General features: G+C 34.7%; 29 protein-coding genes. 23 read left to right on the forward strand and 6 right to left on the reverse strand.

Annotation, left to right across the window (positions count from 1 at the left end; translation table 11 throughout):
* Positions 1 to 15 precede the first annotated feature (15 nt).
* The 5 genes from AC4BC7_RS01450 to AC4BC7_RS01470 are packed head-to-tail and all read left to right on the forward strand — an operon-like array spanning position 16 to position 2177.
* The gene (locus tag AC4BC7_RS01450; RefSeq protein WP_490503612.1) at positions 16 to 429 is read left to right on the forward strand and encodes a DUF1617 family protein; all 414 of its coding nucleotides are present in this window, start codon (positions 16 to 18) and stop codon (positions 427 to 429) included.
* A gap of 45 nt (positions 430 to 474) precedes the next feature.
* Positions 475 to 696: a hypothetical protein gene (locus tag AC4BC7_RS01455; protein ID WP_490503613.1), complete on the forward strand. Its 222-nt coding sequence runs from the start codon at positions 475 to 477 to the stop codon at positions 694 to 696.
* Between the two features lie 58 nt (positions 697 to 754).
* The gene (locus AC4BC7_RS01460; RefSeq protein ID WP_490503614.1) at positions 755 to 1114 is read left to right on the forward strand and encodes a hypothetical protein; all 360 of its coding nucleotides are present in this window, start codon (positions 755 to 757) and stop codon (positions 1112 to 1114) included.
* A 13-nt stretch (positions 1115 to 1127) separates the two neighbouring features.
* A complete protein-coding gene (locus AC4BC7_RS01465) occupies positions 1128 to 1412 on the forward strand; it encodes a phage holin family protein (RefSeq protein WP_490503615.1) in 285 nt (94 codons plus the stop codon).
* A 36-nt stretch (positions 1413 to 1448) separates the two neighbouring features.
* The gene (locus tag AC4BC7_RS01470; protein WP_490503616.1) at positions 1449 to 2177 is read left to right on the forward strand and encodes a peptidoglycan amidohydrolase family protein; all 729 of its coding nucleotides are present in this window, start codon (positions 1449 to 1451) and stop codon (positions 2175 to 2177) included.
* A 192-nt stretch (positions 2178 to 2369) separates the two neighbouring features.
* On the opposite strand, the gene AC4BC7_RS01475 is transcribed toward AC4BC7_RS01470, so the two are convergent.
* The 4 genes from AC4BC7_RS01475 to AC4BC7_RS01490 form a co-directional block, all read right to left on the reverse strand.
* On the reverse strand, positions 2370 to 3527 hold the full coding sequence (locus AC4BC7_RS01475) for a P-loop ATPase, Sll1717 family (protein WP_490503617.1): 1158 nt from the start codon (positions 3525 to 3527) through the stop codon (positions 2370 to 2372).
* Positions 3520 to 3873: a hypothetical protein gene (locus tag AC4BC7_RS01480; RefSeq protein ID WP_490503618.1), complete on the reverse strand. Its 354-nt coding sequence runs from the start codon at positions 3871 to 3873 to the stop codon at positions 3520 to 3522. Before AC4BC7_RS01480 ends, AC4BC7_RS01475 begins: the two co-directional genes overlap by 8 nt.
* A gap of 185 nt (positions 3874 to 4058) precedes the next feature.
* Positions 4059 to 4376 carry a hypothetical protein gene (locus AC4BC7_RS01485; protein ID WP_490503619.1) on the reverse strand — a complete coding sequence of 106 codons (318 nt, stop codon included), beginning with the start codon at positions 4374 to 4376 and terminating at the stop codon, positions 4059 to 4061.
* Between the two features lie 13 nt (positions 4377 to 4389).
* A complete protein-coding gene (locus AC4BC7_RS01490) occupies positions 4390 to 5016 on the reverse strand; it encodes a hypothetical protein (RefSeq protein ID WP_490503620.1) in 627 nt (208 codons plus the stop codon).
* A gap of 326 nt (positions 5017 to 5342) precedes the next feature.
* Between AC4BC7_RS01490 and AC4BC7_RS01495 the strand changes: the two genes are divergently transcribed.
* The 3 genes from AC4BC7_RS01495 (at position 5343) to AC4BC7_RS01505 (ending at position 6624) form a co-directional block, all read left to right on the forward strand.
* The gene (locus tag AC4BC7_RS01495) at positions 5343 to 5483 is read left to right on the forward strand and encodes a hypothetical protein (protein ID WP_490504452.1); all 141 of its coding nucleotides are present in this window, start codon (positions 5343 to 5345) and stop codon (positions 5481 to 5483) included.
* 155 nt (positions 5484 to 5638) lie between these two features.
* Positions 5639 to 6472 carry an SPFH domain-containing protein gene (locus AC4BC7_RS01500; RefSeq protein ID WP_490503621.1) on the forward strand — a complete coding sequence of 278 codons (834 nt, stop codon included), beginning with the start codon at positions 5639 to 5641 and terminating at the stop codon, positions 6470 to 6472.
* A 2-nt stretch (positions 6473 to 6474) separates the two neighbouring features.
* The gene (locus AC4BC7_RS01505; RefSeq protein ID WP_207940181.1) at positions 6475 to 6624 is read left to right on the forward strand and encodes a hypothetical protein; all 150 of its coding nucleotides are present in this window, start codon (positions 6475 to 6477) and stop codon (positions 6622 to 6624) included.
* A 146-nt stretch (positions 6625 to 6770) separates the two neighbouring features.
* Here AC4BC7_RS01505 and AC4BC7_RS01510 read toward each other — a convergent pair whose 3' ends face one another.
* Entirely contained in the window at positions 6771 to 7742 is a 972-nt protein-coding gene (locus tag AC4BC7_RS01510) for a dipeptidase (protein WP_490504398.1), read from the reverse strand.
* 232 nt (positions 7743 to 7974) lie between these two features.
* Between AC4BC7_RS01510 and AC4BC7_RS01515 the strand changes: the two genes are divergently transcribed.
* From AC4BC7_RS01515 to AC4BC7_RS01530, 4 genes are all read left to right on the forward strand, one after another.
* Positions 7975 to 9015: an LTA glycolipid anchor biosynthesis glycosyltransferase, IagA/BgsA family gene (locus AC4BC7_RS01515; protein WP_490503622.1), complete on the forward strand. Its 1041-nt coding sequence runs from the start codon at positions 7975 to 7977 to the stop codon at positions 9013 to 9015.
* On the forward strand, positions 9012 to 10244 hold the full coding sequence (locus tag AC4BC7_RS01520; protein WP_207940184.1) for a glycosyltransferase: 1233 nt from the start codon (positions 9012 to 9014) through the stop codon (positions 10242 to 10244). Before AC4BC7_RS01515 ends, AC4BC7_RS01520 begins: the two co-directional genes overlap by 4 nt.
* 66 nt (positions 10245 to 10310) lie before the next feature.
* Positions 10311 to 11189 (forward strand): NAD(P)-dependent oxidoreductase, encoded by an 879-nt coding sequence (locus AC4BC7_RS01525; RefSeq protein ID WP_490503623.1) that lies wholly within the window; start codon positions 10311 to 10313, stop codon positions 11187 to 11189.
* An 86-nt stretch (positions 11190 to 11275) separates the two neighbouring features.
* Positions 11276 to 11506, forward strand: a complete 231-nt coding sequence (locus tag AC4BC7_RS01530; protein WP_016175387.1) for a YkuJ family protein — start codon at positions 11276 to 11278, stop codon at positions 11504 to 11506.
* Between the two features lie 33 nt (positions 11507 to 11539).
* On the opposite strand, the gene AC4BC7_RS01535 is transcribed toward AC4BC7_RS01530, so the two are convergent.
* A complete protein-coding gene (locus AC4BC7_RS01535; RefSeq protein ID WP_490503624.1) occupies positions 11540 to 12442 on the reverse strand; it encodes a GIY-YIG nuclease family protein in 903 nt (300 codons plus the stop codon).
* Positions 12443 to 12723: 281 nt separating this feature from the next.
* Here AC4BC7_RS01535 and fabT point away from each other — a divergent pair, with 281 nt between their 5' ends.
* From fabT to AC4BC7_RS01590, 11 genes are all read left to right on the forward strand, one after another.
* Entirely contained in the window at positions 12724 to 13164 is a 441-nt protein-coding gene (gene fabT / locus AC4BC7_RS01540) for a fatty acid biosynthesis transcriptional regulator FabT (RefSeq protein WP_207940187.1), read from the forward strand.
* Positions 13165 to 13174: 10 nt separating this feature from the next.
* Positions 13175 to 14143 (forward strand): beta-ketoacyl-ACP synthase III, encoded by a 969-nt coding sequence (locus tag AC4BC7_RS01545; RefSeq protein WP_490503625.1) that lies wholly within the window; start codon positions 13175 to 13177, stop codon positions 14141 to 14143.
* Between the two features lie 53 nt (positions 14144 to 14196).
* A complete protein-coding gene (locus AC4BC7_RS01550) occupies positions 14197 to 14421 on the forward strand; it encodes an acyl carrier protein (RefSeq protein ID WP_207940189.1) in 225 nt (74 codons plus the stop codon).
* A gap of 116 nt (positions 14422 to 14537) precedes the next feature.
* The gene (gene fabD / locus AC4BC7_RS01555; RefSeq protein ID WP_490503626.1) at positions 14538 to 15461 is read left to right on the forward strand and encodes an ACP S-malonyltransferase; all 924 of its coding nucleotides are present in this window, start codon (positions 14538 to 14540) and stop codon (positions 15459 to 15461) included.
* Between the two features lie 9 nt (positions 15462 to 15470).
* Complete coding sequence (fabG, locus tag AC4BC7_RS01560; RefSeq protein ID WP_207940191.1) at positions 15471 to 16208, forward strand: 3-oxoacyl-[acyl-carrier-protein] reductase; 738 nt, start codon at positions 15471 to 15473, stop codon at positions 16206 to 16208.
* Positions 16209 to 16223: 15 nt separating this feature from the next.
* On the forward strand, positions 16224 to 17459 hold the full coding sequence (fabF, locus tag AC4BC7_RS01565) for a beta-ketoacyl-ACP synthase II (RefSeq protein WP_490503627.1): 1236 nt from the start codon (positions 16224 to 16226) through the stop codon (positions 17457 to 17459).
* 2 nt (positions 17460 to 17461) lie between these two features.
* Positions 17462 to 17947: an acetyl-CoA carboxylase biotin carboxyl carrier protein gene (accB, locus tag AC4BC7_RS01570; RefSeq protein ID WP_490503628.1), complete on the forward strand. Its 486-nt coding sequence runs from the start codon at positions 17462 to 17464 to the stop codon at positions 17945 to 17947.
* Between the two features lie 11 nt (positions 17948 to 17958).
* Positions 17959 to 18378, forward strand: coding sequence for a 3-hydroxyacyl-ACP dehydratase FabZ (fabZ, locus tag AC4BC7_RS01575; RefSeq protein WP_207940632.1), 420 nt, complete (start codon positions 17959 to 17961; stop codon positions 18376 to 18378).
* A 7-nt stretch (positions 18379 to 18385) separates the two neighbouring features.
* Entirely contained in the window at positions 18386 to 19750 is a 1365-nt protein-coding gene (locus AC4BC7_RS01580; RefSeq protein WP_490503629.1) for an acetyl-CoA carboxylase biotin carboxylase subunit, read from the forward strand.
* Positions 19751 to 19761: 11 nt separating this feature from the next.
* The gene (gene accD / locus AC4BC7_RS01585) at positions 19762 to 20628 is read left to right on the forward strand and encodes an acetyl-CoA carboxylase, carboxyltransferase subunit beta (protein ID WP_207940195.1); all 867 of its coding nucleotides are present in this window, start codon (positions 19762 to 19764) and stop codon (positions 20626 to 20628) included.
* Entirely contained in the window at positions 20628 to 21413 is a 786-nt protein-coding gene (locus tag AC4BC7_RS01590; protein WP_207940196.1) for an acetyl-CoA carboxylase carboxyl transferase subunit alpha, read from the forward strand. The genes accD and AC4BC7_RS01590 overlap by 1 nt, the downstream gene beginning before the upstream one ends.
* The last annotated feature ends 30 nt before the right edge of the window (positions 21414 to 21443 follow it).

The raw sequence follows: 21443 nt of genomic DNA on the forward strand, positions 1-21443 counted from the left end.
TTAGGAGGAAAACACATGAAAATCACTTTAAAAAACAACGAATTAATTCCAGCAATTGACTTTTTGCAAAATATGAGTATTAAAGGTAAAGACAGTCGTCATCGTACGAAGTTAGTTAAACAATTACAAGGTGCATTCGATGGGCTAGTGGAGGCTGAAAAAGTATTAATGGGTGAATTCGATTTATTGGATGAAAACAAAGAATTGCTTCCTGCTGAAGAACAAGATAAAGAAGTAGTTAAAGAATTTCAAAAGGAACAAAAAGTTTTGTATGACGAAGAAGTTGTTATCGAAGGTGGCGTTTTTGCCAAGAACTTTGACGAAATGCCACGTATTTTAAATGAATATGAAGGCGAACTATCGGGTGCACAAGCAGAAATTTATGATCGCTTATTAGACGAAATGGAAAAAGAAGCTGACGAAAAATAATCGTTAGCTTTTTAATTTATAAAAAAATATTAGGAGGAAACAAATATGGAAATCGTAATGAATAGCTACAAATACAAATTGGACGAGAACGGAAATACAGTAGGGGTACTTGTTGGGTATCAACAAAAAGGTTTTTACGGAGAAAATAGCTTTATGGCCAGCGTTGAAATTGCTAAAGAGGATTTACAAACAGGCGAAGAACTAGATGATTTACGTAAATCAGATTTTGATACGTTAGCCCGAACAAAAATTTCTAGTTGGATTTAGTAAGTGAAAGGACATTATTTCTATGATGTCCTTTTTAATTTTATGATGGAGGTGTCAAATGTCAGAATTTATGGAATTAATCAAACAGGTTGATGGATGGTTACTACTTGTTTTTGGTGGAGGAGTTTCTTACTTTTTAAAATTGTTTACCAATCAATTGCAAGAAAAAAATACCATCCGAAAACAAGAAAAAGAATTGGTAGACAAACGTTTGAAATCAGTAGAGTATGCTAATTTAGCTATTTTGCACAACAAAATCTATCGTCAATGTGCGGAGCATTTAGATGCTAATTTTATTACTATTGATGATTTAGATGATTTGGAATATCTATTTAATGCCTACAAAAATTTAGGTGGGAACGGAACAGGGGAAACAATTTACAAAAAAGTAAAAGAATTACCCAATAAACCTAATTAGGAGAGTGAAAAGTATGGAACAAATTTTAGATTTTATCAGTAGCGATGGATTGGTGATGATTCCCGTTTTAATCATTTTGGGGATTTTTATCAAAGAAACAAATTACATTAAAAATGAACTGATTCCGTTTATTTTGTTGGGAATCAGCCTTATTTTAACACCGCTGCTAATGACTGGATTTAATGCAAATAACATTGTACAGGCGATTTTAGTTACAGGAGCAGCCGTCTTAGGTAATCAAATTTACAAACAAATTACTTATTTAAAAGACGGAGATAAAGGTGATAAAGAGGATTAGCGCTTGCTAGTCCTTTTTTAATTAGGAGGAAATAACATGTCAGTAAATATCGAAACAACAATTAAGTATATGTACGATTTAAAATCACGTGGTATCAGATACAGTATGACTGGAAGCCGTACGGGAGCAGATGGCACAGGCGATTGTTCTGGTACGATTTACCAAGGATTGCGTAATGCTGGAGCAACTAATGCTGGATGGGTGCTAAACACAGATAGCATGCATGATTGGCTAGTTAAAAACAGCTTTGAATTGATTGCCCAAAATAAAGAATGGACAGCCCACCGTGGTGATATTGTCATCTTTGGTCTTAAAGGTCAAAGTGGAGGCGCAGCAGGTCACGTTGTAATTTTCATTAGCAATACACAAATTATCCACTGTACGTACAAATCAGCAAATGCCAATGGCGTTTATGTAGACAATGAATCAACTACTTGTCCTTACAATATGGGTTGGTACGTTTACCGTCAAAAAGATAACAAGTCATCGTCAACTACTACTAAGACAATTGACCAATTGGCACAAGAAGTGTTACAAGGCTTGCATGGTAATGGTGATGTTCGTAAAAAATCATTAGGCAGTAATTACACAGCGGTGCAAGCTCGTGTCGATGCTTTAGCATCTAGTCGCAACAAATCTATTGATACAATCGCAAGAGAGGTTATCAATGGTAAGTGGGGTAATGGTACAACTCGAACGAGCAAGTTAAAAGCTGCAGGTTATGACCCGACTACAATTCAAATCCGTGTGAATCAATTATTGTAAAGTATTAACGTAGCACATTCAAAGTTAATACTTAAAATGAAGGGAAATACTTTTCAAATTCGATAAAAGGTGCTAGAATACTCTTGAGAATATAACAATTCATTAAAAACCTGTTTTTAATAACTACTATTGTTGAAAACAAGGTGGACGATAAAGTCTTAGGGGAGGCTAGCATTTTTATGCTAGCTTCCCCTATTTTATATTCAAATATTTTAATAATCCAAAGTGAACAACAAATTTAGTGCTTTCATTTGGAACTGTAGGAGCGTTGCTTCTATAATGGAATTGAATATTTCCATTTCCATGTATGATTCCAATTATTCCCATTTCATACATATTTTTTAAAATACTTAGTGTATCACTAGGGTATTCTAATGATTTGTTTTTAGCGAAACTAATTAATTTGTTTACAGTAAGTCTTTTTACTCCGCGTAATCGAATTATAGTAAAGAGTTGTTGGATATCGTCTATATTCGATGCCAAGCTAACTTCACTCATTAAAGAATCATAAAACCATTTTGAATATAACGGGAGGCAATTACGCAACATTTCAACCGTTATTTTAGTTTCTTTAGGATTAGTTTCTTGTACAATAGAAAGATATTTTACTAATTCTCGTGGACGTCCTAAACTATGCTGTAAAACAAAATCAAGGACATTCTCATGACGATCAAAAATATTATTATAAATTTCTTTATCACTTAGAGAAGAATAATATGAATTACTTGATTTAACTTTATGCAGTATCATTCGCATCAAAGGATGTTTTTCAGGTCTTCGTTGTTTATCTGCGTACCAATCTATTTCAGTGCCAAAATCAGTTATTGTTTTAAATAAATTGTACGAATCATTTACTAATAAAGAAAGTACATCACTACGAATTGCATGTATTACTCGACATTTATATTTATTTTCTCTAAACTTTTGATTTAACGAGTCTGCAGCATACAACATTTGTTTCATCAATTGTATAAACTCTTCTCGATTAACAATTTCATCTAATTGATCCATATCATCATATAGTAGGTAGTATTCATGGTGGGGTTTAACTAAGGAAAGTACCGCATTTTCAAGTTTGCGTACAATTTCTGTATATTGAGCTCTTATTCGTTGTATTCTTTCGCTATTTAGTAATTCTGATTCATTTAATAACGAAGAATTTAAAGTTATACCTAATTGTTCCGTAAGCCCTGTTTTAATACCTGTTTCTCCTTTTATCCGCGCGGTATTTTGTTTGATTTCCTCAGAATTGTTTATTATCATTTGAGCTTCATTCAGTAAAATATCTAATTGTTTAAGTTTTTTTCTGTTCATAATTCTAAACAAAAATGATTTTTGAGACCTATCCATAATCAAAAAACCTAAATTCTCTTAAATATACGTATTTCCAAAAAATTACTAATTCTTCTTTTGTGACAGTAGATTTACTAAAAGACAGTAGTTTTTCTTGAATAAAATCTGTAGAGTTCAAACTTCTAGTGAATGCTTTTTTCTCTAAACTTTTTTTCTTTAAAAAATAATTAGCTAAAATGGTTTTCCCTGTACCTTTATATCCACTGATTATAAAGCAGTTTTCCTCATCTAATTTATTATAGTGATTATTTCCATTATAAAAAAGAGATAGAAAATTATCTTTTTCAGCTTCGGATTTACCATCTGTTTTTCCAAAATCGATTGATTTCAAAGTTACATCCACGACATCAAACACCTTTCGATAAATAATGTATTTATTATACCAACAAAAATCCTAAAAATCTCGAAATGTTCCAATGTTATACATAGTGTTCCAAATTTAGACAACATTATTTTTGTAGATGAAATATAACTATATAAAAACGGAGCAGCTATATTAGCCACTCCGTTTCTTTATTTTAATTGATATTAGATTTTTTTCGTAAATGATTTAACATTGCCTATAATTCCAAATGAATATGTGAAGCTTTTATATATAAAAAAACAGTCACATAAAAAAAAGAGTACAGCTAACAAAGCAAGTATCACATCAAAATCATTAATTAATAGATTTAATAGTCCAAATGTCAAAAAAACTAAAAATAAAGTAAAAGACAAAAATATAAGAAAAGAAAAAAGAGAGAGAAAAAAAGCGATTCGTTTATTCTTTTTTGTTTCTAAATCAGGTGAAATGAGCTCATCAGCAAAAATTACAAATCCACTTAAATATTCTAATAAAAAATCCATATAAATCCCTTCTTTACCACAATTCAATGTAACCATTATTTCTTATTTTATCTTTTTTATCAACTAATTGAGCCAAATAAAGACCTGGATCAGATAACTTAATAGCAGCACTTGTAAGACCTTTTATTACCACTGAAGCGTATTTTAATTGAATTGTTGCAGCTAATCTACTCTGTAGTGCTACCGCCAATGCTTTAAAGCCATGTTTTCTTACATAAGCAGATATTGAACCTCCAGTTACAGCTGCAATAGCCACATTGATAATTGAACCTAACGCTCTAACAGAAAGAAGCCCATGAGAAGCTTTAGCTGCTCTAAACATCGTTTTTTCTGAGTTATCGGTAAAGACAACAGAGTCTAAATCACCATAATTTTCAGAAGATGAATCATAAAAGTTAATCAAAATCTGACGATAGTTTGCCTTTTCTTCTTCTGAAAAATCAGTTTGCTTAGACACCTCTTCATCAATAGCAGAAAGGATAGCTTCTTTTTCTTTCTCATTAGAGTTTTGAATATCAATCTTAGAACTAGCATCTTCAATTATCTCTTCAGCATGAACTACCGAAAAAGGTTGTACCAAGACTTGTAACACAATAATTCCTAATAAAAAAATTTCTGTAAATCTTTTCTTTTTAAACATATAATTCCTCCTTAGTTTTACTTAAATATTTATCACTAGATTTAGAAGATAGCATAGAATAAATAACGAAAACCATTTTTACCCCAAACGTCGTAAATTCATGCCTGAACGTCATACTTTTTATGTGTAATTTTTCAAAAAATACATATACTAATAAATAAAGCTACCCCTCATTTATGTAAATCAACGCCCCACACGTTTTATTTTCTCTTCCTATTATATATAAGTATTTTACGCCATATTAAATGCCATTTGATTTTAATTCTATTTAATTTAGTTGAACGACTTAAGCTTTTTTTCTATAAAAAAGCTGATATATTAACATTATGAAATGGAATATTATAGTAAAAAAACAATTGAAACGTTTAGACACTACTAAAATGCAAGAACTTGCAAATCGTGCGCTTAAAGATTGCGACACAATGGAAGAAGTCGTTGCTTTAGTTGAAGAATACGTTGCTGAATAAGCATTAAAAAATTAATTTTAAACATCCTGTCTTTAGAGATGGGATGTTTTTTTATTTCTCAGCCTTTAGACTGGTTTTTAAATAATCAATTGATAGAAATAAAAAAACATGTAATAATTAAAACAACAACTAAATAAGAAAGAGTGGATAATAAGATGAAAAAAGCTGGAATAAATAAAACTGGTACAAACAAAGCTATTAAAACAAGTCTGACGGCAGTTGTGGTATTAGGAGCGGTGATTGCAGGGGCTTTTGTTTTTTTTGAAAAGATTGAAAACGGTTATGTTGGGGTGCGTTATTCTATTAATGGTGGTGTACGTGACGAAACCTTAGGACAAGGAATTAAATTTGTAGGATTGGATAAAGTAACACAATATCCAATTCGCTTACAAACAATTCAAGCAGAAAGTGTTTCAATTGCCACATCAGATGGTAAAAAGACCTCTGTAAATATTAAATATGATTATAAAATCGATCCGACTAAAACATCAGCAATGTATAAAGAATTTGGTAACATTACTTCAGAAGATATTGAAGAAGGCTGGTTAAAATCAAAATTACAAAAAGAAGCAAGAGAAGTTTATTCTCAATATACTATTTTAGATATTTTATCTGGTAAATCTTCTGAAGCAGAAGGAAATTTATTAGCGAATTTTTCTAAGTCAGTTGAAACAAAAGGATTTGTTGTGGAAGATGTAACGGTAGGGGTTCCTGAAATTGATGCAGAAACACAAAAATCAATTGATGCGATTGTATTATCTGGGCAAGAAAACGAAAAAGCTAAATTAGATGCTGAAACAAAGAAAACTCAAGCAGATGCTAAAGCTTATGAAATTACTAAACAAGCCGAAGCCGAGGCAGAAGCAAATAAGAAAATTGCTGAATCTGTAACTGAAAATCTAATTAAATATGAAGAAGCACAAGCTCGCAAAGAACATGGCTGGGTTACAGTCAATGGTGCGAATGCTGTTGTGACAGATGGTGAGTAGATATGTTTTTCTTTATTTTTAGAATATTATTAATTGTATTAGCTGCTGTTGCCATCTATTCTTTAATAGTAGAATTAAAGAAAAAGAAAAGAGAAGATAAAAAGAAAAATATTTCTGACAAAACAGATGATGATAGCTGGAGTGAATTTTAAATATGAAAGAGTGATAGGTCTTATTTTAGGTCTATCACTTTTTTGTTATAAGGATTAGCGAAGTATGGAGTGACCAATAATTTGTATTGAAATTGCAAAAAGAATCTAATGAAATTGCCGTTAGACTCTTTTTGCATAAGAAAGTGTTAAATTAATAGTTCTTTATATAAACGCAACACATTTTGATGAAAAATCTTTTCAATTTCTGAGGTAGTAAATCCAGCTTTTTGAAAAGCATCATAAATAGTAGGGAAAATGGTTGCATCAGGTAATTCATGGCTAACTGGAATCCCATCAAAATCAGAACCAAAACCAATAACATCAATTCCACCAATATTCTTCATATGAATAGCATGTGTCACTAACTGATTAATAAGTGGTAATTTTTGTTGTCGGGTTCTTAAAAAATCTTCAGAAAAATTCAAGCCAATCACACCACCACGGTCAGCAATTTTTTTGATTAGCGAATCAGGTAAATTACGAAAGTGCGGGAAACATGCTCGAGCGTTAGAATGACTGGCTACAAAAGGTGCGGAGGTATGTGTCAGAACGTCTTCAACTAATTGATCCGATCCATGTGAAACGTCAATAATCATACCTAATTCGTTCATTGCCTGTGCAATCTCAATGCCTCTTTTGGTTAATCCTTGTTGGGATGAAAGTGTCTGTGTTTCAGAATTCCAATAACGTGCGTTAGGAAAACCAATCTCATTGGTATAGTTCCAAGTTAAAGTCAGCATGCGGACACCTAATTGATAAAATTCAGCTAACTTTTCGACATTGCCTTCAAGAGGTGCACCTTCTTCCATTGTTAATAAGGCACTTAAGATATGCTGCTGATTGTTCTGAATGATTTCTTCATAACGAGTCACAGGTCGAATGATTTGAGAATATTGTTCCATTTGCTGATAAAAGCAATTAATCATTGCTTTAGCTGTTTGATAGGGAGAGTCTTCAGCTTCTTTGTCTAAAAAAATAGCAAAATTTTGTAATAAATAATCACCTTGTCTCATTTTTTCTAAATCAATTTGTAAATTATTTTCAGCTAAATTGGCAGTTGAAGTGAAAATTCGCATAATTGTATCGCAGTGCATATCGATAACTTTCAAGTAAAACACCTCCAAAATGTATATTCACCGTATCATGAATTGTTAAAATAAACTAGTTATTTTTATAAAAATTCATGAAAATAAACGAACAGTTTTGTAATACTAAAAATAAAAAGCTTGAATTGACAGTATTTTGAAAGTAAAGTGTAAAAATAGTCTGGAAACTAAGACTATAGTTGGAGTATTCTAAGGTGGGGCTATGATATACTGAATAATAAACATAACAAGGGAGGAGACTTTTTTGAAAGTACTTCTTTATTTTGAAGGAGAACGAATGCTGGAAAAATCTGGTATCGGTCGCGCCTTTGAACATCAAAAAAAAGCATTAACATGTGCAGGCGTCGATTATACAATAAATGCTAACGATGATTATGATATTTTACACATTAATACGTATGGCTTTAAAAGTCGTCAGATGATTCGTCGTACTAAAAAAAATGGTAAAAAAGTCGTGTATCACGCACATTCAAATGCTGAAGATTTTCGAAATTCGTTTATTGGGTCAAATCAAGTGGCTTCATTATATAAAAAATATTTAATTTATTTGTATTCTCATAGTGACCATTTAATTACACCAACTGTTTATGCTAAAAAAATTTTAGAAGGCTATGGTATTCGTCGACCAATTAGTGTGGTTTCTAACGGCATTGATTTAGATAAATATCAAGTAAGTAAAAAGAAAGAAGAAAAGTTTCGAGCATTCTTTCAATTGGCTCCAGAACAAAAAGTGATTATTTCTGTAGGTTTATATTTCCATCGCAAAGGCTTGACTGATTTTATCGAAATTGCTAAACAGTTGCCTCAATATACCTTTATTTGGTTTGGGCATACTCCAATGTATACCATTCCAAAAGATATTCGGGAGATTGTTAAAGGAAATCACCCTGACAATGTAATTTTTCCAGGATATATTAAGGGAGAAATTATTGAAGGGGCGTATTCCAATGCTGATTTATTTTTCTTTCCTTCCTATGAAGAGACAGAAGGAATTGTAGTATTAGAAGCATTAGCAAGTCATCAAAATGTGCTTGTTCGAGATATCCCTGTATATGAAGGTTGGTTAAAAAAAGATTATAATGCTTATATGGGAACAACGAATGCAGAATTTTGTCAAAAAATTGAAGAAATTGTTGAGAAACAAGTGCCAGATTTAACGAAAGCTGGCTATGAAACAGCACAATCAAAAAGTATTCAGCAAATAGGAACAGAATTAAAAAAAGTCTATGAAACTGTGCTGAAGGGGAGTGCAGTAGACAGTCGGAGTTTGGAGGGAATGTCGTGAAGATTGGGTTCTTTACAGACACTTACTTGCCTCAAGTAAGTGGTGTTGCTACATCTATTCGGACACTAAAAGATGAATTGGAAAAAATGGGACACGAGGTATTTATTTTTACGACCACGGATCCTAATGCACCGGAATTTGAAGAAGGAATTATTCGAATGCCTAGTGTACCCTTTATTTCATTTAAAGATCGCCGAATTGTTGTACGTGGCATGTGGTATGCCTATTTGATTGCCAAAGAATTAGAGTTGGATTTAATTCATACCCACACAGAGTTCGGTGCCGGTCTTTTAGGTAAGATGGTGGGTAAAAAAATGCGTATACCAGTTATTCATACGTATCACACTATGTATGAAGATTATCTACATTATATTGCAAAGGGAAAAGTTGTTCGTCCAGTCCATGTAAAATATTTTTCTCGATTATTTGCCAATCACTCAACTGGTGTAGTTTGTCCAAGCGAACGTGTAATTGAAAAGCTAGAAAGCTATGGCGTCGTAGCACCAATGCGGATTATTCCGACAGGGATTGAAATTGAGAAGTTTAAACGACCTGATATTACAGAAGAAATGAAACAAGACTTGCGTACAGCATTGGGCATTACAGAAAAAGAATTGATGGTATTATCGTTAAGCCGTATATCTTATGAAAAAAATATTCAAGCAATTATTCAAGGTTTACCAGAAGTACTCGCTGTTTTGCCAAATGTTCGAATGGTTATTGTAGGAAAAGGTCCGTATAAAGAAGAATTAGAAGAACTAGTTACCGAAAAAGGTTTAATGGAATATGTTCAATTTGTTGGTGAGGTACCAAATGATGAAGTGGCCTTATATTATCAAGCTGCAAATTATTTCGTTAGTGCATCAACCTCAGAAACACAAGGATTGACCTATACTGAAGCAATGGCAGCAGGGACACAAATGGTTGTTGAAGGTAATGATTATTTGAACACATTAATTAGCGATGCCTCATTTGGTGTCACATTTGAAAAAGATGAAGATTTTGCTTCTTGTTTTATTGAGTATGTTCAAGCGGGTATTCAGAAAAATCAAGAAATATTAGATCAAAAAATGTATGAAATTTCTGCCGAATATTTTGGAAAAGCTATAATTGAATTTTATAACGATATGATTACTTTTTATGAAGAAAATCATTCAGAAAATGAATTGACGGAAACGATGGATAAATTAAAAACACGTTTACGATCATTTAAAGGAACTTCAGAATAAATTATATTCAAGTTCACGTTTTTAGCGTATACTAAAAACGTGAACTTTTTTTGAGGGGGAATCGACATGAAAATTGGATTTATCGGAACAGGTGTCATGGGACATGCGATTGTAGAACATTTAATAGCGGCAGGTCATGATATAACTGTCTACAATCGAACAAAAAGTAAAACTGATGATCTAATAGCAAAAGGTGCTACGTGGCAAGATTCACCAAAAGCAGTAACAGAAGGAAGTGAATTGATTTTCACGATGGTAGGCTATCCACATGATGTTGAAGAAACCTATTATCATGCTGCCACAGGGATTTTTGCCACCGATGTGAAGGGAAAAATTTTAGTTGATTTAACAACAAGTACACCTTCTTTAGCTGTTAAAATTGCCCAAACTGCAAATGAAAACGGGGCAGAAAGTTTAGATGCACCAGTATCTGGTGGCGATTTAGGCGCAAAAAATGGAACACTAACAATTATGGCTGGCGGTTCAGAAGCCGCTTATCAAAATGTCCTACCTGTTTTTGAACAATTTGGTAAAACATGTATGTTGCATGGAGGCTCTGGAAAGGGGCAGCATGCTAAAATGGCCAATCAAATTATGATTGCTGGTACTATGACCGGGATGACAGAGATGCTTGTTTATGCAAATCAAGCAGGATTGGACTTGTCTAAAATATTGGATACCTTAGCTGGTGGAAGTGCAGCTAACTGGTCAATGATTAATTATAGCCCACGCATTTTGGCAGAAAATTATTCCCCAGGCTTTTTTGTAAAACATTTTGTTAAAGATTTGAAAATTGCTTTAGATGAAGCAAATAACATGGGAATCGACTTGCCAAGTACAACTTTGGCTGAACAACTCTATGAAAAACTAGAAAAGGCTGGTTATGGAGACGATGGGACACAAGCATTAATTAAACTTTGGTGGCAAGATGGGAAAAAATCTTAAAATTTAAAAAAATTTTGCAAAAACAATGCACGTAACCCAGTCATTTGATACAATGTAACAGAAATGAAAAAAGGGAGGGACTACGAATGAAAAGTTCGCAATTAGTCGCTATCATCAAACGTCTTGAAGCTATGATTGAAGCGCAAGACAGTGAGGTACAAGTTCGTCGTTTTGAAAAAGAAGGCGTTGAAAAATGTATCGTCACTTATGACAACTCGACAGAGACCTTTGAATTAACGGAAGCTGAATCTAATCAGCCGTATCAATTTGATAATGTTGATATTGTTGCAATGGAAATTTACGATTTAATTCAATAGTAAAAAGACGTCTAAAAAGGAAAAAGCGAAATGCTAGCCCTTTTTAGATGTCTTTTTCATATAATTCATTAAAATTAGTAAGGGGTCAATGGTTGTTTTCGTTAAGCTGAAAGGTTTTACTCTGCTTTCAATTGGTTGAAATGCTTCATTTAATGAGAGAATTTGCGTATGAATGATTTGACCAAAAGAAATTTGATAATATTTATTTGTTGTTTCAGTTAACGGTAGTGAAAAAATAAGTTTTTTTTGTTGTGAAAAACGCACGAGTTCTTTGTTTTGTAAGAAAAAATAGTTTAATATGTTAAGCTGTTCGGTTAGAGCTTGAGCGAGTTCAAAGTGTAAGTGTTCAGATAAATAAGAAATTCGTTGTTCCATCCAAGGAAGATAGCTTTGCTCAGTCCCTTGAAAAAAAGCGGTAATTTCATTTAACCGTTGATTTAATGGGATTTTTTGCATTTCAGGTAATTGTTTAATCAAAGCATGCATTGTAATGTGGTTGACCCAAGGCATTTGATAAATTTCACTCAAAACTTGACTTACTATCGGAATTTTTTTATATTGCCGAAAAGGGCCTAGACTATTTGAAGAAACCATTGAATTGATTTCAATACCTTTTGGAGAAACTGTCACATAACTATAACGTAACGAATGATTCATTTGTTGGTTATACAATGGATGATACGTTTGAATTAATTGGCACTCGAGTAATAAGGCATCAAGTTCGGTATCCACTTGGATAATATCAAAATCATGAATATTAAAAATCATGCGCAGCACTTTTTTTGAGTGCTGGCTATTTTTTTGAAAGTAAGAGCGGACACGCTGTTTTAAATTTTTGGCTTTTCCAACGTAAATAATCTCATCATATTGGTCTTTCATGAGATAAATTCCAGGTGTGGTTGGTAAAATCTTTACTTTTTCTTTTAAATTAGCCAATAGTTGATTTCACGCCATTTCTATAAGGAGATTTGACTCGAAGATAGCAGAAAATTCAAACTAAAACAAGTAAAAATAAAGTTATTAAGGTATTTTTTTAATAAATATGGTAAAATTGTTTTGAAAATCAAAGTATTTGAAAGGGGAATATTTTTTTTTATTTACAGAAAATAAGATGGAAATTTAAAAAAAACTGAAAATACTCTTGCTTTTCTAAAAAATATGAATTATAGTTTGATTGTCAAATGATTTGATAATCAAAGTATTCGGATGGTGAAGCAATGAAACCAGATTTTGAAAGAATTAATAGCTTACTAGTGGATGTCTTTAATGACATTTTAGTAATCGAAGAATCAGAATTGAAAAAATCACGATTCAATGACCTTTCGATTACCGAAATGCACACAATCGAAGCGATTGGTATGTACAAAAAAAAGACAACTTCTGAAGTTGCAAAAGAGCTTTCAATTACAGTGGGTACATTGACCATCGCGATTAACCGATTAGTGAAAAAAGGTTACGTTGAAAGAATTCGTAGCGAAGATGATCGACGAGTTGTCAAATTATCGTTGACAAAAAAAGGGAAATTATTGTATCGTGTGCATCAACATTTTCATAGTCAAATGATTAAAGAAATTTTGGTGAACATGGAAGAAGAGGAACAACATGCTTTATTAAAAGCGTTGGATAATCTTCATCAATTCTTACAAGAATATAAGTGAGCGTATGTATATGACAAATTTTGGACAGATTACTGCAACAGCCAGTTACGTGCCTGAAAAAATTGTAACGAACGATCAGTTGGCAGAAATCATGGACACAAGCGATGAATGGATTTATTCTCGCACAGGAATAAAAACACGACATATTGCGACAGACGAGAATACTTCTGATCTATGTATCCATGTTGCTAAGCAATTAGTACAAAAAAGCGGTACAGCTCCAGAGGAATTGGATTTTATTCTTGTTGCAACAATGTCCCCAGATTACAATTCACCTTCTGTGGCATGTATGGTGCAAGGGGCAATCGGTGCGACAAATGCGTTAGCGTTTGATTTAAGTGCAGCGTGTGCCGGCTTTGTCTATGCGTTGTCGATGGGTGAAAAAATGATTCGTACAGGTTCAAAAAAAGGATTAATTATTGGCGGCGAAGTACTTTCGAAAGTTTTAGACTGGCAAGATCGCTCAACAGCGGTATTGTTTGGTGACGGAGCAGGTGGTGTTTTATTAGAAGCAACAGAACAACAACACCTCTTAAAAGAAAGCTTACGTGCAGATGGTACAAGAGGCATGTCATTGACTTCTGGTTATCGTGCGATTAATAGTCCTTATGGATCAGTGAATACTAGTCAGAGTTCTTGTTTAACAATGGCTGGACGAGACATCTTTGATTTTGCGACACGTGACGTAGCAAAGGCAATTGATGAGCTTATTAGTGAAGAGAAAGAAGAAATTGATTATTTCTTACTTCATCAAGCAAATTCGCGTATTTTAGATAAAATTGCGCGGAAAATTAAAGTTCCTAGAGAGAAATTCTTACAAAATATGGATAAATATGGAAACACATCTGGAGCAACAATTCCGTTGTTATTAGATGAATCCATTGCCTCAGGAGTCTTAACATTAGGTAGCAACCAAAAAGTGGTACTTTCAGGTTTTGGTGGTGGGTTAACATGGGGAACCGTGTTGCTGACTTTGTAAACCTGTAGTCATATAAAATTAAAAATGTACAAAACAATTGGAGGAATATAAACATGGTATTCGAAAAAATTCAAGAAATCGTAGCAGAAGAATTAGGTAAAGATAAAGAAGAAATCAAATTAACTACAAACATCCAAGAAGATTTAGAAGCAGATAGCTTAGATTTATTCCAAATCATCAACGAAATTGAAGACGAATTTGACGTGAAAATTGAAGTTGAAGACGGCATCAAAACTGTTGAAGATTTAGTGAAATACGTAGAACAACAACAAGCTTAATTTTTAAGGCTGGGCCAAAAGCCTAGCCTTTCCTTTTATATAGAAAATCCAACGTTGAGTAGATATGAATCGAATACTTATCCTCAAATATCAACGGGAATTTAAAGGAGAGAAACATGAAGACAGCTTTTTTATTTAGTGGTCAAGGTGCACAATATGTTGGCATGGGACAAGAATTATTCGATCAGGAAGAAATTGTTCGTCAAACATTTGCTGAGGCGAGTGAAGTCTTAGGCTACGATATGGCAGAATTATGTTTTACAGAAAATGAACGATTAAATCAAACAGAATATACTCAACCAGCGATTCTAACGGTTAGTGTGGCTTTTTGGCGTGTATTAGAAGCAAAAGGTTATCATGCAGATGCTGTTGCTGGATTAAGTTTAGGTGAATATACTGCTTTAGTAGCCAGTGGCGCATTAGACTTTAAAACAGCAGTTGCATTAGTTGCCAAACGCGGTTCATACATGGCAACTGCAGCACCACAAGGAACAGGTAAAATGGTAGCGATTATGAATGCACCTATTGAAACGATTGAAGAAGCGTGCAAACAAGCGAGTGAACAAGGAATTGTGTCACCAGCTAACTACAATACACCACAACAAATTGTCATTGGTGGAGAAGTTGCAGCAGTAGATCAAGCACTTGAGTTGTTAAAAGAAGCCGGTGTGAAACGAATGATTCCATTAAACGTTAGTGGTCCATTCCATACAGCTTTATTGAAGCCCGCCGCAGACAAGTTGAAAATTGCCTTAGAAGAGGTTTCTTTTAATGAAATGGCTGTGCCGGTTATTAGTAACACTACTGCTCAAGTAATGCAACAAAACGAAATTAAAGAGTTATTGGAACGTCAAGTGATGTCACCAGTTCGTTTTTTTGAAAGCGTAGCAACGTTAAAAGAATTGGGAATTGAACGTGTGATTGAGATTGGTCCAGGAAAAGTTCTTTCAGGTTTTATCAAAAAAATTGACAAAACATTAGTGATGTCTCGTGTAGAAGATGATAAGACGCTACAAGAGACAGAGGCATTATTATCCTAGGAGGAAAAAATGGAATTAAAAGATAAAACGGTTTTTGTTACAGGTAGTACGCGAGGCATTGGTTTAGCCATCGCAAAAGCATTTGCCAAAGAAGGGGCAAATATTGTCTTAAATGGTCGTCGTGATATTTCAGAAGAACTAATTGCTTCTATTGAAGAATTTGGTGTGAAATGTGTGGGCGTTTCTGGCGATATTTCAGACTTTAAAAATGCAGGCGAAATGATTAAAGAAGCAGAAGAAAAATTAGGGGCAGTAAATGTCTTAGTCAATAATGCAGGCATCACTAATGATAAGTTGTTGCTTCGTATGACAGAAGAAGATTTCGAACAAGTCTTGAAAATTAATTTGACAGGTACATTTAACATGACCCAACAAGTCATGAAAAAAATGTTGAAACAACGTGAAGGCGTAATCATTAATCTTTCAAGTGTTTCAGGATTGATGGGAAATGCAGGCCAAGCAAATTATGCAGCAAGTAAAGCAGGTGTTGTTGGTTTTACTAAATCAGTAGCCAGAGAAGTAGCGCCACGAGGTATTACTTGTAATGCGATTGCTCCTGGATTTATCCAAACAGACATGACAGATGTTTTATCTGATAAAGTGAAAGAACAAGTAACACAAACGATTCCATTACAACGTTTTGGAAACGTAGATGATGTTGCTCAAACTGCTATTTTCTTAGCAAAAAGTCCATATATCACTGGTCAAGTCTTAAATGTTGACGGTGGATTGGTCATGCACGGTTAAGAGAGGAGAAAATTTATGAATCGAGTAGTAATTACAGGTTATGGTGTCGTTTCACCAATCGGAAATGACCCAGAAACATTCTTAACAAGTTTAAAAGAAGGTACCAATGGAATTGGTCCAATTACAAAATTTGATGCAGAAGCAACAGGAATTTCTGTTGCAGGTGAAGTCAAAGATTTTCCATTAGAAAAATATTTTGTTAAAAAAGATACGAAACGTATGGATGAATTTTCACTTTTCGGTATTCACGCAGCTTTAGATGCCATTGAAATGGCACAACTAGATACGAAAGCGATTGATGCAGATCGTTTTGGCGTGATGGTTGGTTCAGGCATCGGTGGCTTACCAACAATTCAAGATCAAGTAACACGAATGAATGCGAAAGGCCCTAAACGTGTCTCACCTATGTTTGTACCAATGTCAATCGTAAATATGGTTGCTGGAAACATCGCATTACGTGTAGGTGCTAGAGGAATTTGTACTACGACAGTAACTGCATGTGCGTCAGGTACACATTCTGTCGGAGAAGCGTTCCGTAATATCAAACATGGTTATGCAGACGTTATGCTTGCAGGCGGTTCAGAAGCAACGATTTGTGAAATCGGTATTGCTGGATTTGCTTCCTTAACAGCTTTAACAACTGAATCTGATCCGAATAAAGCATCCACGCCATTTGATAAAGACCGTAGTGGTTTTGTTATGGGTGAAGGAGCTGGGGTTCTACTATTAGAATCGTTAGAACATGCTCTAGCGCGTGGTGCAAATATTTTAGGTGAAGTTGTAGGCTATGGTGCAAACTGTGATGCGTATCATATGACTGCTCCAAATCCTGATGGTTCAGGTGCAGGTAAAGCGATGAAATTAGCCATGTCAGAGGCAGGGATTGAACCTTCAGAAGTTGGTTATATCAATGCTCATGGTACAAGTACACCAGCTAATGATGTATCAGAAGCAACTGCTATTCATTATGGATTAGGAGATAGTTATAAAGAGACGTATGTAAGTAGTACGAAATCTATGACTGGTCACTTATTAGGAGCAGCTGGTGGAGTGGAAGCCGTTGCGACATTATTAGCGTTACAACATCAATTTATTCCACCCAATATTAATGTGACAGAACAAGATCCAGAAATTGACTTAAACGTTGTGATTAATGAAAGCAAACCTGCAGAATTAACCTATGCGATGAGCAATTCACTTGGTTTTGGTGGTCATAATGCAGTTATTTTGATGAAACGTTGGGAGGCATAAGGATGGAACTGAATGAGTTAAAGGACTTACTTTCTCTTTTTGATCAATCCACATTAACTGAATTTAATCTAAAAGATGGAAACTTCGAATTATATTTAAATAAAAATAGCGTATCACGCACACAAAATACTGTGCCGGTAGTACAATCAGCATCAGTACAACAACCTCAAGTAACTGAAGCAGCCGTTCAACCAGCTTCTGTACCGGTTCAAGCTACACCAGCACAACCAGTGCCAGAAGTAATTGCGGGAACAGAAATTGTTTCACCCCTAGTAGGTGTAGTATACTTAAAACCAAGCCCAGACAAACCAAACTTCAAACAAGTTGGCGATCGTGTCCAAAAAGGCGAAGTTGTTTGTATTGTTGAAGCAATGAAAGTCATGAATGAAATTACAAGTGATATTTCGGGTGAAGTTGTAGAAGTTTTAGTAGAAAACGAACAAGTGGTTGAATTTAACCAACCGCTGTTCCGTGTGAAAGAAGGTTAATTATGACTGTATTGAATATTCAAGAAATCAAAGAGATTATCCCTCATCGTTATCCGATGTTATTGATCGATCGCGTAGAAGAATTAGTAGACGGCGAACGTGTTGTTGCTAAGAAAAACGTAACAATCAATGAACCATTTTTCCAAGGTCATTTTCCTCACGAACCAGTAATGCCTGGTGTCTTAATTGTTGAAGCGATGGCCCAAGCTGGCGCAGTAGCATTGTTATCATTAGAGCAATTTCGTGGTAAAACAGCTTATTTCGGTGGGATTGATAAAGCAAAATTCCGTAAAAAAGTAACACCAGGAGATACACTAATTCTAGAAGTGGAAATTATCAAAGTAAAAGCTTCTGCTGGAATTGGTAAAGGTGTAGCGAAAGTGGATGGCAAAAAAGTTGCCGAAGCTGAATTAACCTTCATGATTGGATAGGTGACTTATGTTTTCAAAGATATTAATTGCAAATCGTGGAGAAATTGCGGTACGTATCATTCGTGCTTGTCGTGAATTAGGCGTACGAACAGTCGCAGTTTACTCAGAAGCAGACAAAAATGCATTACATGCTGAATTAGCAGATGAAGCCATTTGTATTGGCCCTGCTAAAGCTTCCGATTCTTATTTGAACGTGCAACAAATTTTAAGCGCAGCTATTGTAACAAAAGCTGAAGCAATTCATCCTGGTTTTGGATTTCTTTCCGAAAATAGTCGTTTTGCCTCAATGTGTGAAGAGTGCAATATTGTTTTTATTGGACCGAAAAGCAAAACAATTGATGATATGGGAAATAAAATCAATGCACGTCGTTTGATGATTGAAGCTAATGTACCAGTCATTCCAGGTAGTGATGGCGCTGTTGAGGATGTGGAAGAAGCATTGACGATTGCTGAAGAAATTGGCTATCCTGTAATGTTAAAAGCTGCAGCAGGCGGTGGAGGTAAAGGAATTCGTAAAGTTTTAACAAAAGAAGAATTACCTCAACATTTCTCATCTGCACAACAAGAAGCTAAAGCGGCCTTTGGTAATGACGATATGTATATTGAAAAAATCGTATATCCAGCTCGTCATATTGAAGTACAAATTTTAGGTGATAACTTTGGAAATATCATTCATTTGGGCGAACGTGATTGTTCATTGCAACGTAACAATCAAAAAGTTTTAGAAGAATCACCTTCTGTAGTTATTTCTGCTGAAAAGCGTCAAGAAATTGGGATGGCGGCAGTTCGAGCAGCTCAAGCTGTAGATTATCAAAATGCAGGTACCATTGAATTTTTAATGGATGAAGCCGGTTCATTTTACTTTATGGAAATGAATACACGAATTCAAGTAGAACATCCTATTACGGAGATGGTTACTGGTGTGGATCTAGTAAAAAAACAATTGGAAATTGCTAGTGGTGAAGAGCTAGGCTTAAAACAAGAGGATATTGTGTTAAAAGGCCATGCGATTGAATGCCGTATTAATGCCGAAAACCCTGCATTTAACTTTGCACCATCGCCTGGTAAAATTCATAACTTATTGCTACCAAGTGGTGGGATGGGCTTACGCGTTGACAGTGCGATGTATTCAGGTTATACGATTCCACCATACTATGATTCAATGATTGCAAAAGTCATTGTTTATGGAGATAATCGTTTTGAAGCGTTGATGAAAATGCAACGTGCTCTAAGTGAGTTAGTTACAGATGGTGTTGTGACTAATGCAGAATTTCAATTGGATTTAATTAGTCATCCCAAAGTAATTGCTGGCGATTATAGTACAGCATTCTTACAAGAAGAATTTTTACCAAATTGGACGCCTGAAGTTTAGGAGGGAAATCTATGGCATTATTCAAGAAGAAAAAGGATTATATTCGGATTAATCCAAATCGAGACACAACGCCAATCAATGAACCTTCTGTGCCAGATAATATGTGGGCGAAATGTCCAAGTTGTAAACATACCCTTTATACCAAAGAAATTGGGGCAGAAAAAGTCTGCCCTAATTGTGGTTATAATTTCCGTATTACAGCTTGGGAACGAATTGCTTTGACGATTGACGAAAAAAGTTTTGAAGAATGGGATACGGACATTGAAACAACTGATCCGTTAAACTTTCCAAATTACAAAGAAAAAATTCAACAAATGCGTGAAAAAACGCATTTACATGAAGCTGTATTAACCGGCAAAGCAGTTGTTTTAGGTGAAGAAGTTGCTTTAGGAATCATGGATTCTCATTTTATCATGGGAAGTATGGGAACGGTTGTAGGTGAAAAAATTACCCGTTTATTTGAAAAAGCAACTGAATTAAATTTACCCGTTGTTTTGTTCACTGCTTCTGGTGGTGCAAGAATGCAAGAAGGTATTTTTTCATTAATGCAAATGGCAAAAATCTCGGCTGCGGTTAAACGCCACAGTAACAAAGGCTTATTTTATCTAACGATTTTGACTGACCCTACGACGGGTGGTGTAACTGCAAGCTTTGCGATGGAAGGCGATATTATTTTAGCTGAACCACAAGCTTTGATTGGTTTTGCAGGTCGTCGCGTGATTGAGCAAACAATTAAGCAAGAATTACCAGAGGATTTCCAGAAAGCTGAATTCTTATTAGAACATGGCTTTGTTGACCAAATTGTGCAACGTACAGAACTACGTGATCGCATTCATTCTTTGGTAAAAATGCATACGATGAAAGGATGGCGTGAATAATGGGTAGACCAGCACATGAAATTGTTCAATTAGCGCGCGCAAAAGAGCGCTTGACTGCATTGGACTACTTTGAACGCATCTTTGACAATTATCAAGAATTTCATGGAGACCGTTTATTTGCAGATGACGAAGCAGTTGTCGGTGGTGTCGCTTTATTAGATGACAAACCTGTCACTGTTATTGGTATTCAAAAAGGACGTAATCTACCTGAAAACTTGAAACGTAATTTTGGTTCACCACACCCTGAAGGTTACCGTAAAGCATTGCGCTTGATGAAACAAGCAGAAAAATTTAATCGACCGGTTATTACTTTTGTAAATACAGCAGGTGCATTTTGTGGAATTGGCGCAGAAGAACGTGGTGAAGGCGAAGCAATTGCTCGTAATTTATTAGAAATGTCAGATTTAAGTGTCCCAATTATTGCCATTATCATAGGTGAAGGTGGTAGTGGTGGTGCCTTAGCATTAGCCTTAGGCGATGAAGTTTGGATGATGGAACATTCAATTTATGCCGTGTTATCTCCAGAGGGATTTGCTTCAATTCTTTGGAAAGATGGTAGTCGTGCCAAAGAAGCAGCTGATTTAATGAAAATCACTGCACAGGAATTAAAAGAATTAGGTATTGTTGAACGTGTGATTCCGGAAACATTTCGTGGTGAGCCTTTGTCAGAAGCTGCGATAGTGAAGCGAATGAAATCAGATTTGATTCGAAAGCTAAAGGAATTATCAGCAAAAGATTTACCAGAATTGTTAGAAGCACGTTATCAACGTTTTAGAAAATATTAAACAAACGATAACATCCGAACTAAATGGAGT

It is taken from the genome of Enterococcus sp. AMC1623 (assembly GCF_058216495.1).

Coding starts and splice junctions, on each gene's coding strand:
- AC4BC7_RS01450 (WP_490503612.1), top strand. CDS start 16: ATGAAAATCACTTTAAAAAACAACGAATTAATTCCAGCAATTGACTTT.
- AC4BC7_RS01455 (WP_490503613.1), top strand. CDS start 475: ATGGAAATCGTAATGAATAGCTACAAATACAAATTGGACGAGAACGGA.
- AC4BC7_RS01460 (WP_490503614.1), top strand. CDS start 755: ATGTCAGAATTTATGGAATTAATCAAACAGGTTGATGGATGGTTACTA.
- AC4BC7_RS01465 (WP_490503615.1), top strand. CDS start 1,128: ATGGAACAAATTTTAGATTTTATCAGTAGCGATGGATTGGTGATGATT.
- AC4BC7_RS01470 (WP_490503616.1), top strand. CDS start 1,449: ATGTCAGTAAATATCGAAACAACAATTAAGTATATGTACGATTTAAAA.
- AC4BC7_RS01475 (WP_490503617.1), bottom strand. CDS start 3,527: ATGGATAGGTCTCAAAAATCATTTTTGTTTAGAATTATGAACAGAAAA.
- AC4BC7_RS01485 (WP_490503619.1), bottom strand. CDS start 4,376: ATGGATTTTTTATTAGAATATTTAAGTGGATTTGTAATTTTTGCTGAT.
- AC4BC7_RS01490 (WP_490503620.1), bottom strand. CDS start 5,016: ATGTTTAAAAAGAAAAGATTTACAGAAATTTTTTTATTAGGAATTATT.
- AC4BC7_RS01495 (WP_490504452.1), top strand. CDS start 5,343: ATGAAATGGAATATTATAGTAAAAAAACAATTGAAACGTTTAGACACT.
- AC4BC7_RS01500 (WP_490503621.1), top strand. CDS start 5,639: ATGAAAAAAGCTGGAATAAATAAAACTGGTACAAACAAAGCTATTAAA.
- AC4BC7_RS01505 (WP_207940181.1), top strand. CDS start 6,475: ATGTTTTTCTTTATTTTTAGAATATTATTAATTGTATTAGCTGCTGTT.
- AC4BC7_RS01525 (WP_490503623.1), top strand. CDS start 10,311: ATGAAAATTGGATTTATCGGAACAGGTGTCATGGGACATGCGATTGTA.
- AC4BC7_RS01530 (WP_016175387.1), top strand. CDS start 11,276: ATGAAAAGTTCGCAATTAGTCGCTATCATCAAACGTCTTGAAGCTATG.
- fabT (WP_207940187.1), top strand. CDS start 12,724: ATGAAACCAGATTTTGAAAGAATTAATAGCTTACTAGTGGATGTCTTT.
- AC4BC7_RS01545 (WP_490503625.1), top strand. CDS start 13,175: ATGACAAATTTTGGACAGATTACTGCAACAGCCAGTTACGTGCCTGAA.
- AC4BC7_RS01550 (WP_207940189.1), top strand. CDS start 14,197: ATGGTATTCGAAAAAATTCAAGAAATCGTAGCAGAAGAATTAGGTAAA.
- fabD (WP_490503626.1), top strand. CDS start 14,538: ATGAAGACAGCTTTTTTATTTAGTGGTCAAGGTGCACAATATGTTGGC.
- fabG (WP_207940191.1), top strand. CDS start 15,471: ATGGAATTAAAAGATAAAACGGTTTTTGTTACAGGTAGTACGCGAGGC.
- fabF (WP_490503627.1), top strand. CDS start 16,224: ATGAATCGAGTAGTAATTACAGGTTATGGTGTCGTTTCACCAATCGGA.
- accB (WP_490503628.1), top strand. CDS start 17,462: ATGGAACTGAATGAGTTAAAGGACTTACTTTCTCTTTTTGATCAATCC.
- AC4BC7_RS01580 (WP_490503629.1), top strand. CDS start 18,386: ATGTTTTCAAAGATATTAATTGCAAATCGTGGAGAAATTGCGGTACGT.
- accD (WP_207940195.1), top strand. CDS start 19,762: ATGGCATTATTCAAGAAGAAAAAGGATTATATTCGGATTAATCCAAAT.
- AC4BC7_RS01590 (WP_207940196.1), top strand. CDS start 20,628: ATGGGTAGACCAGCACATGAAATTGTTCAATTAGCGCGCGCAAAAGAG.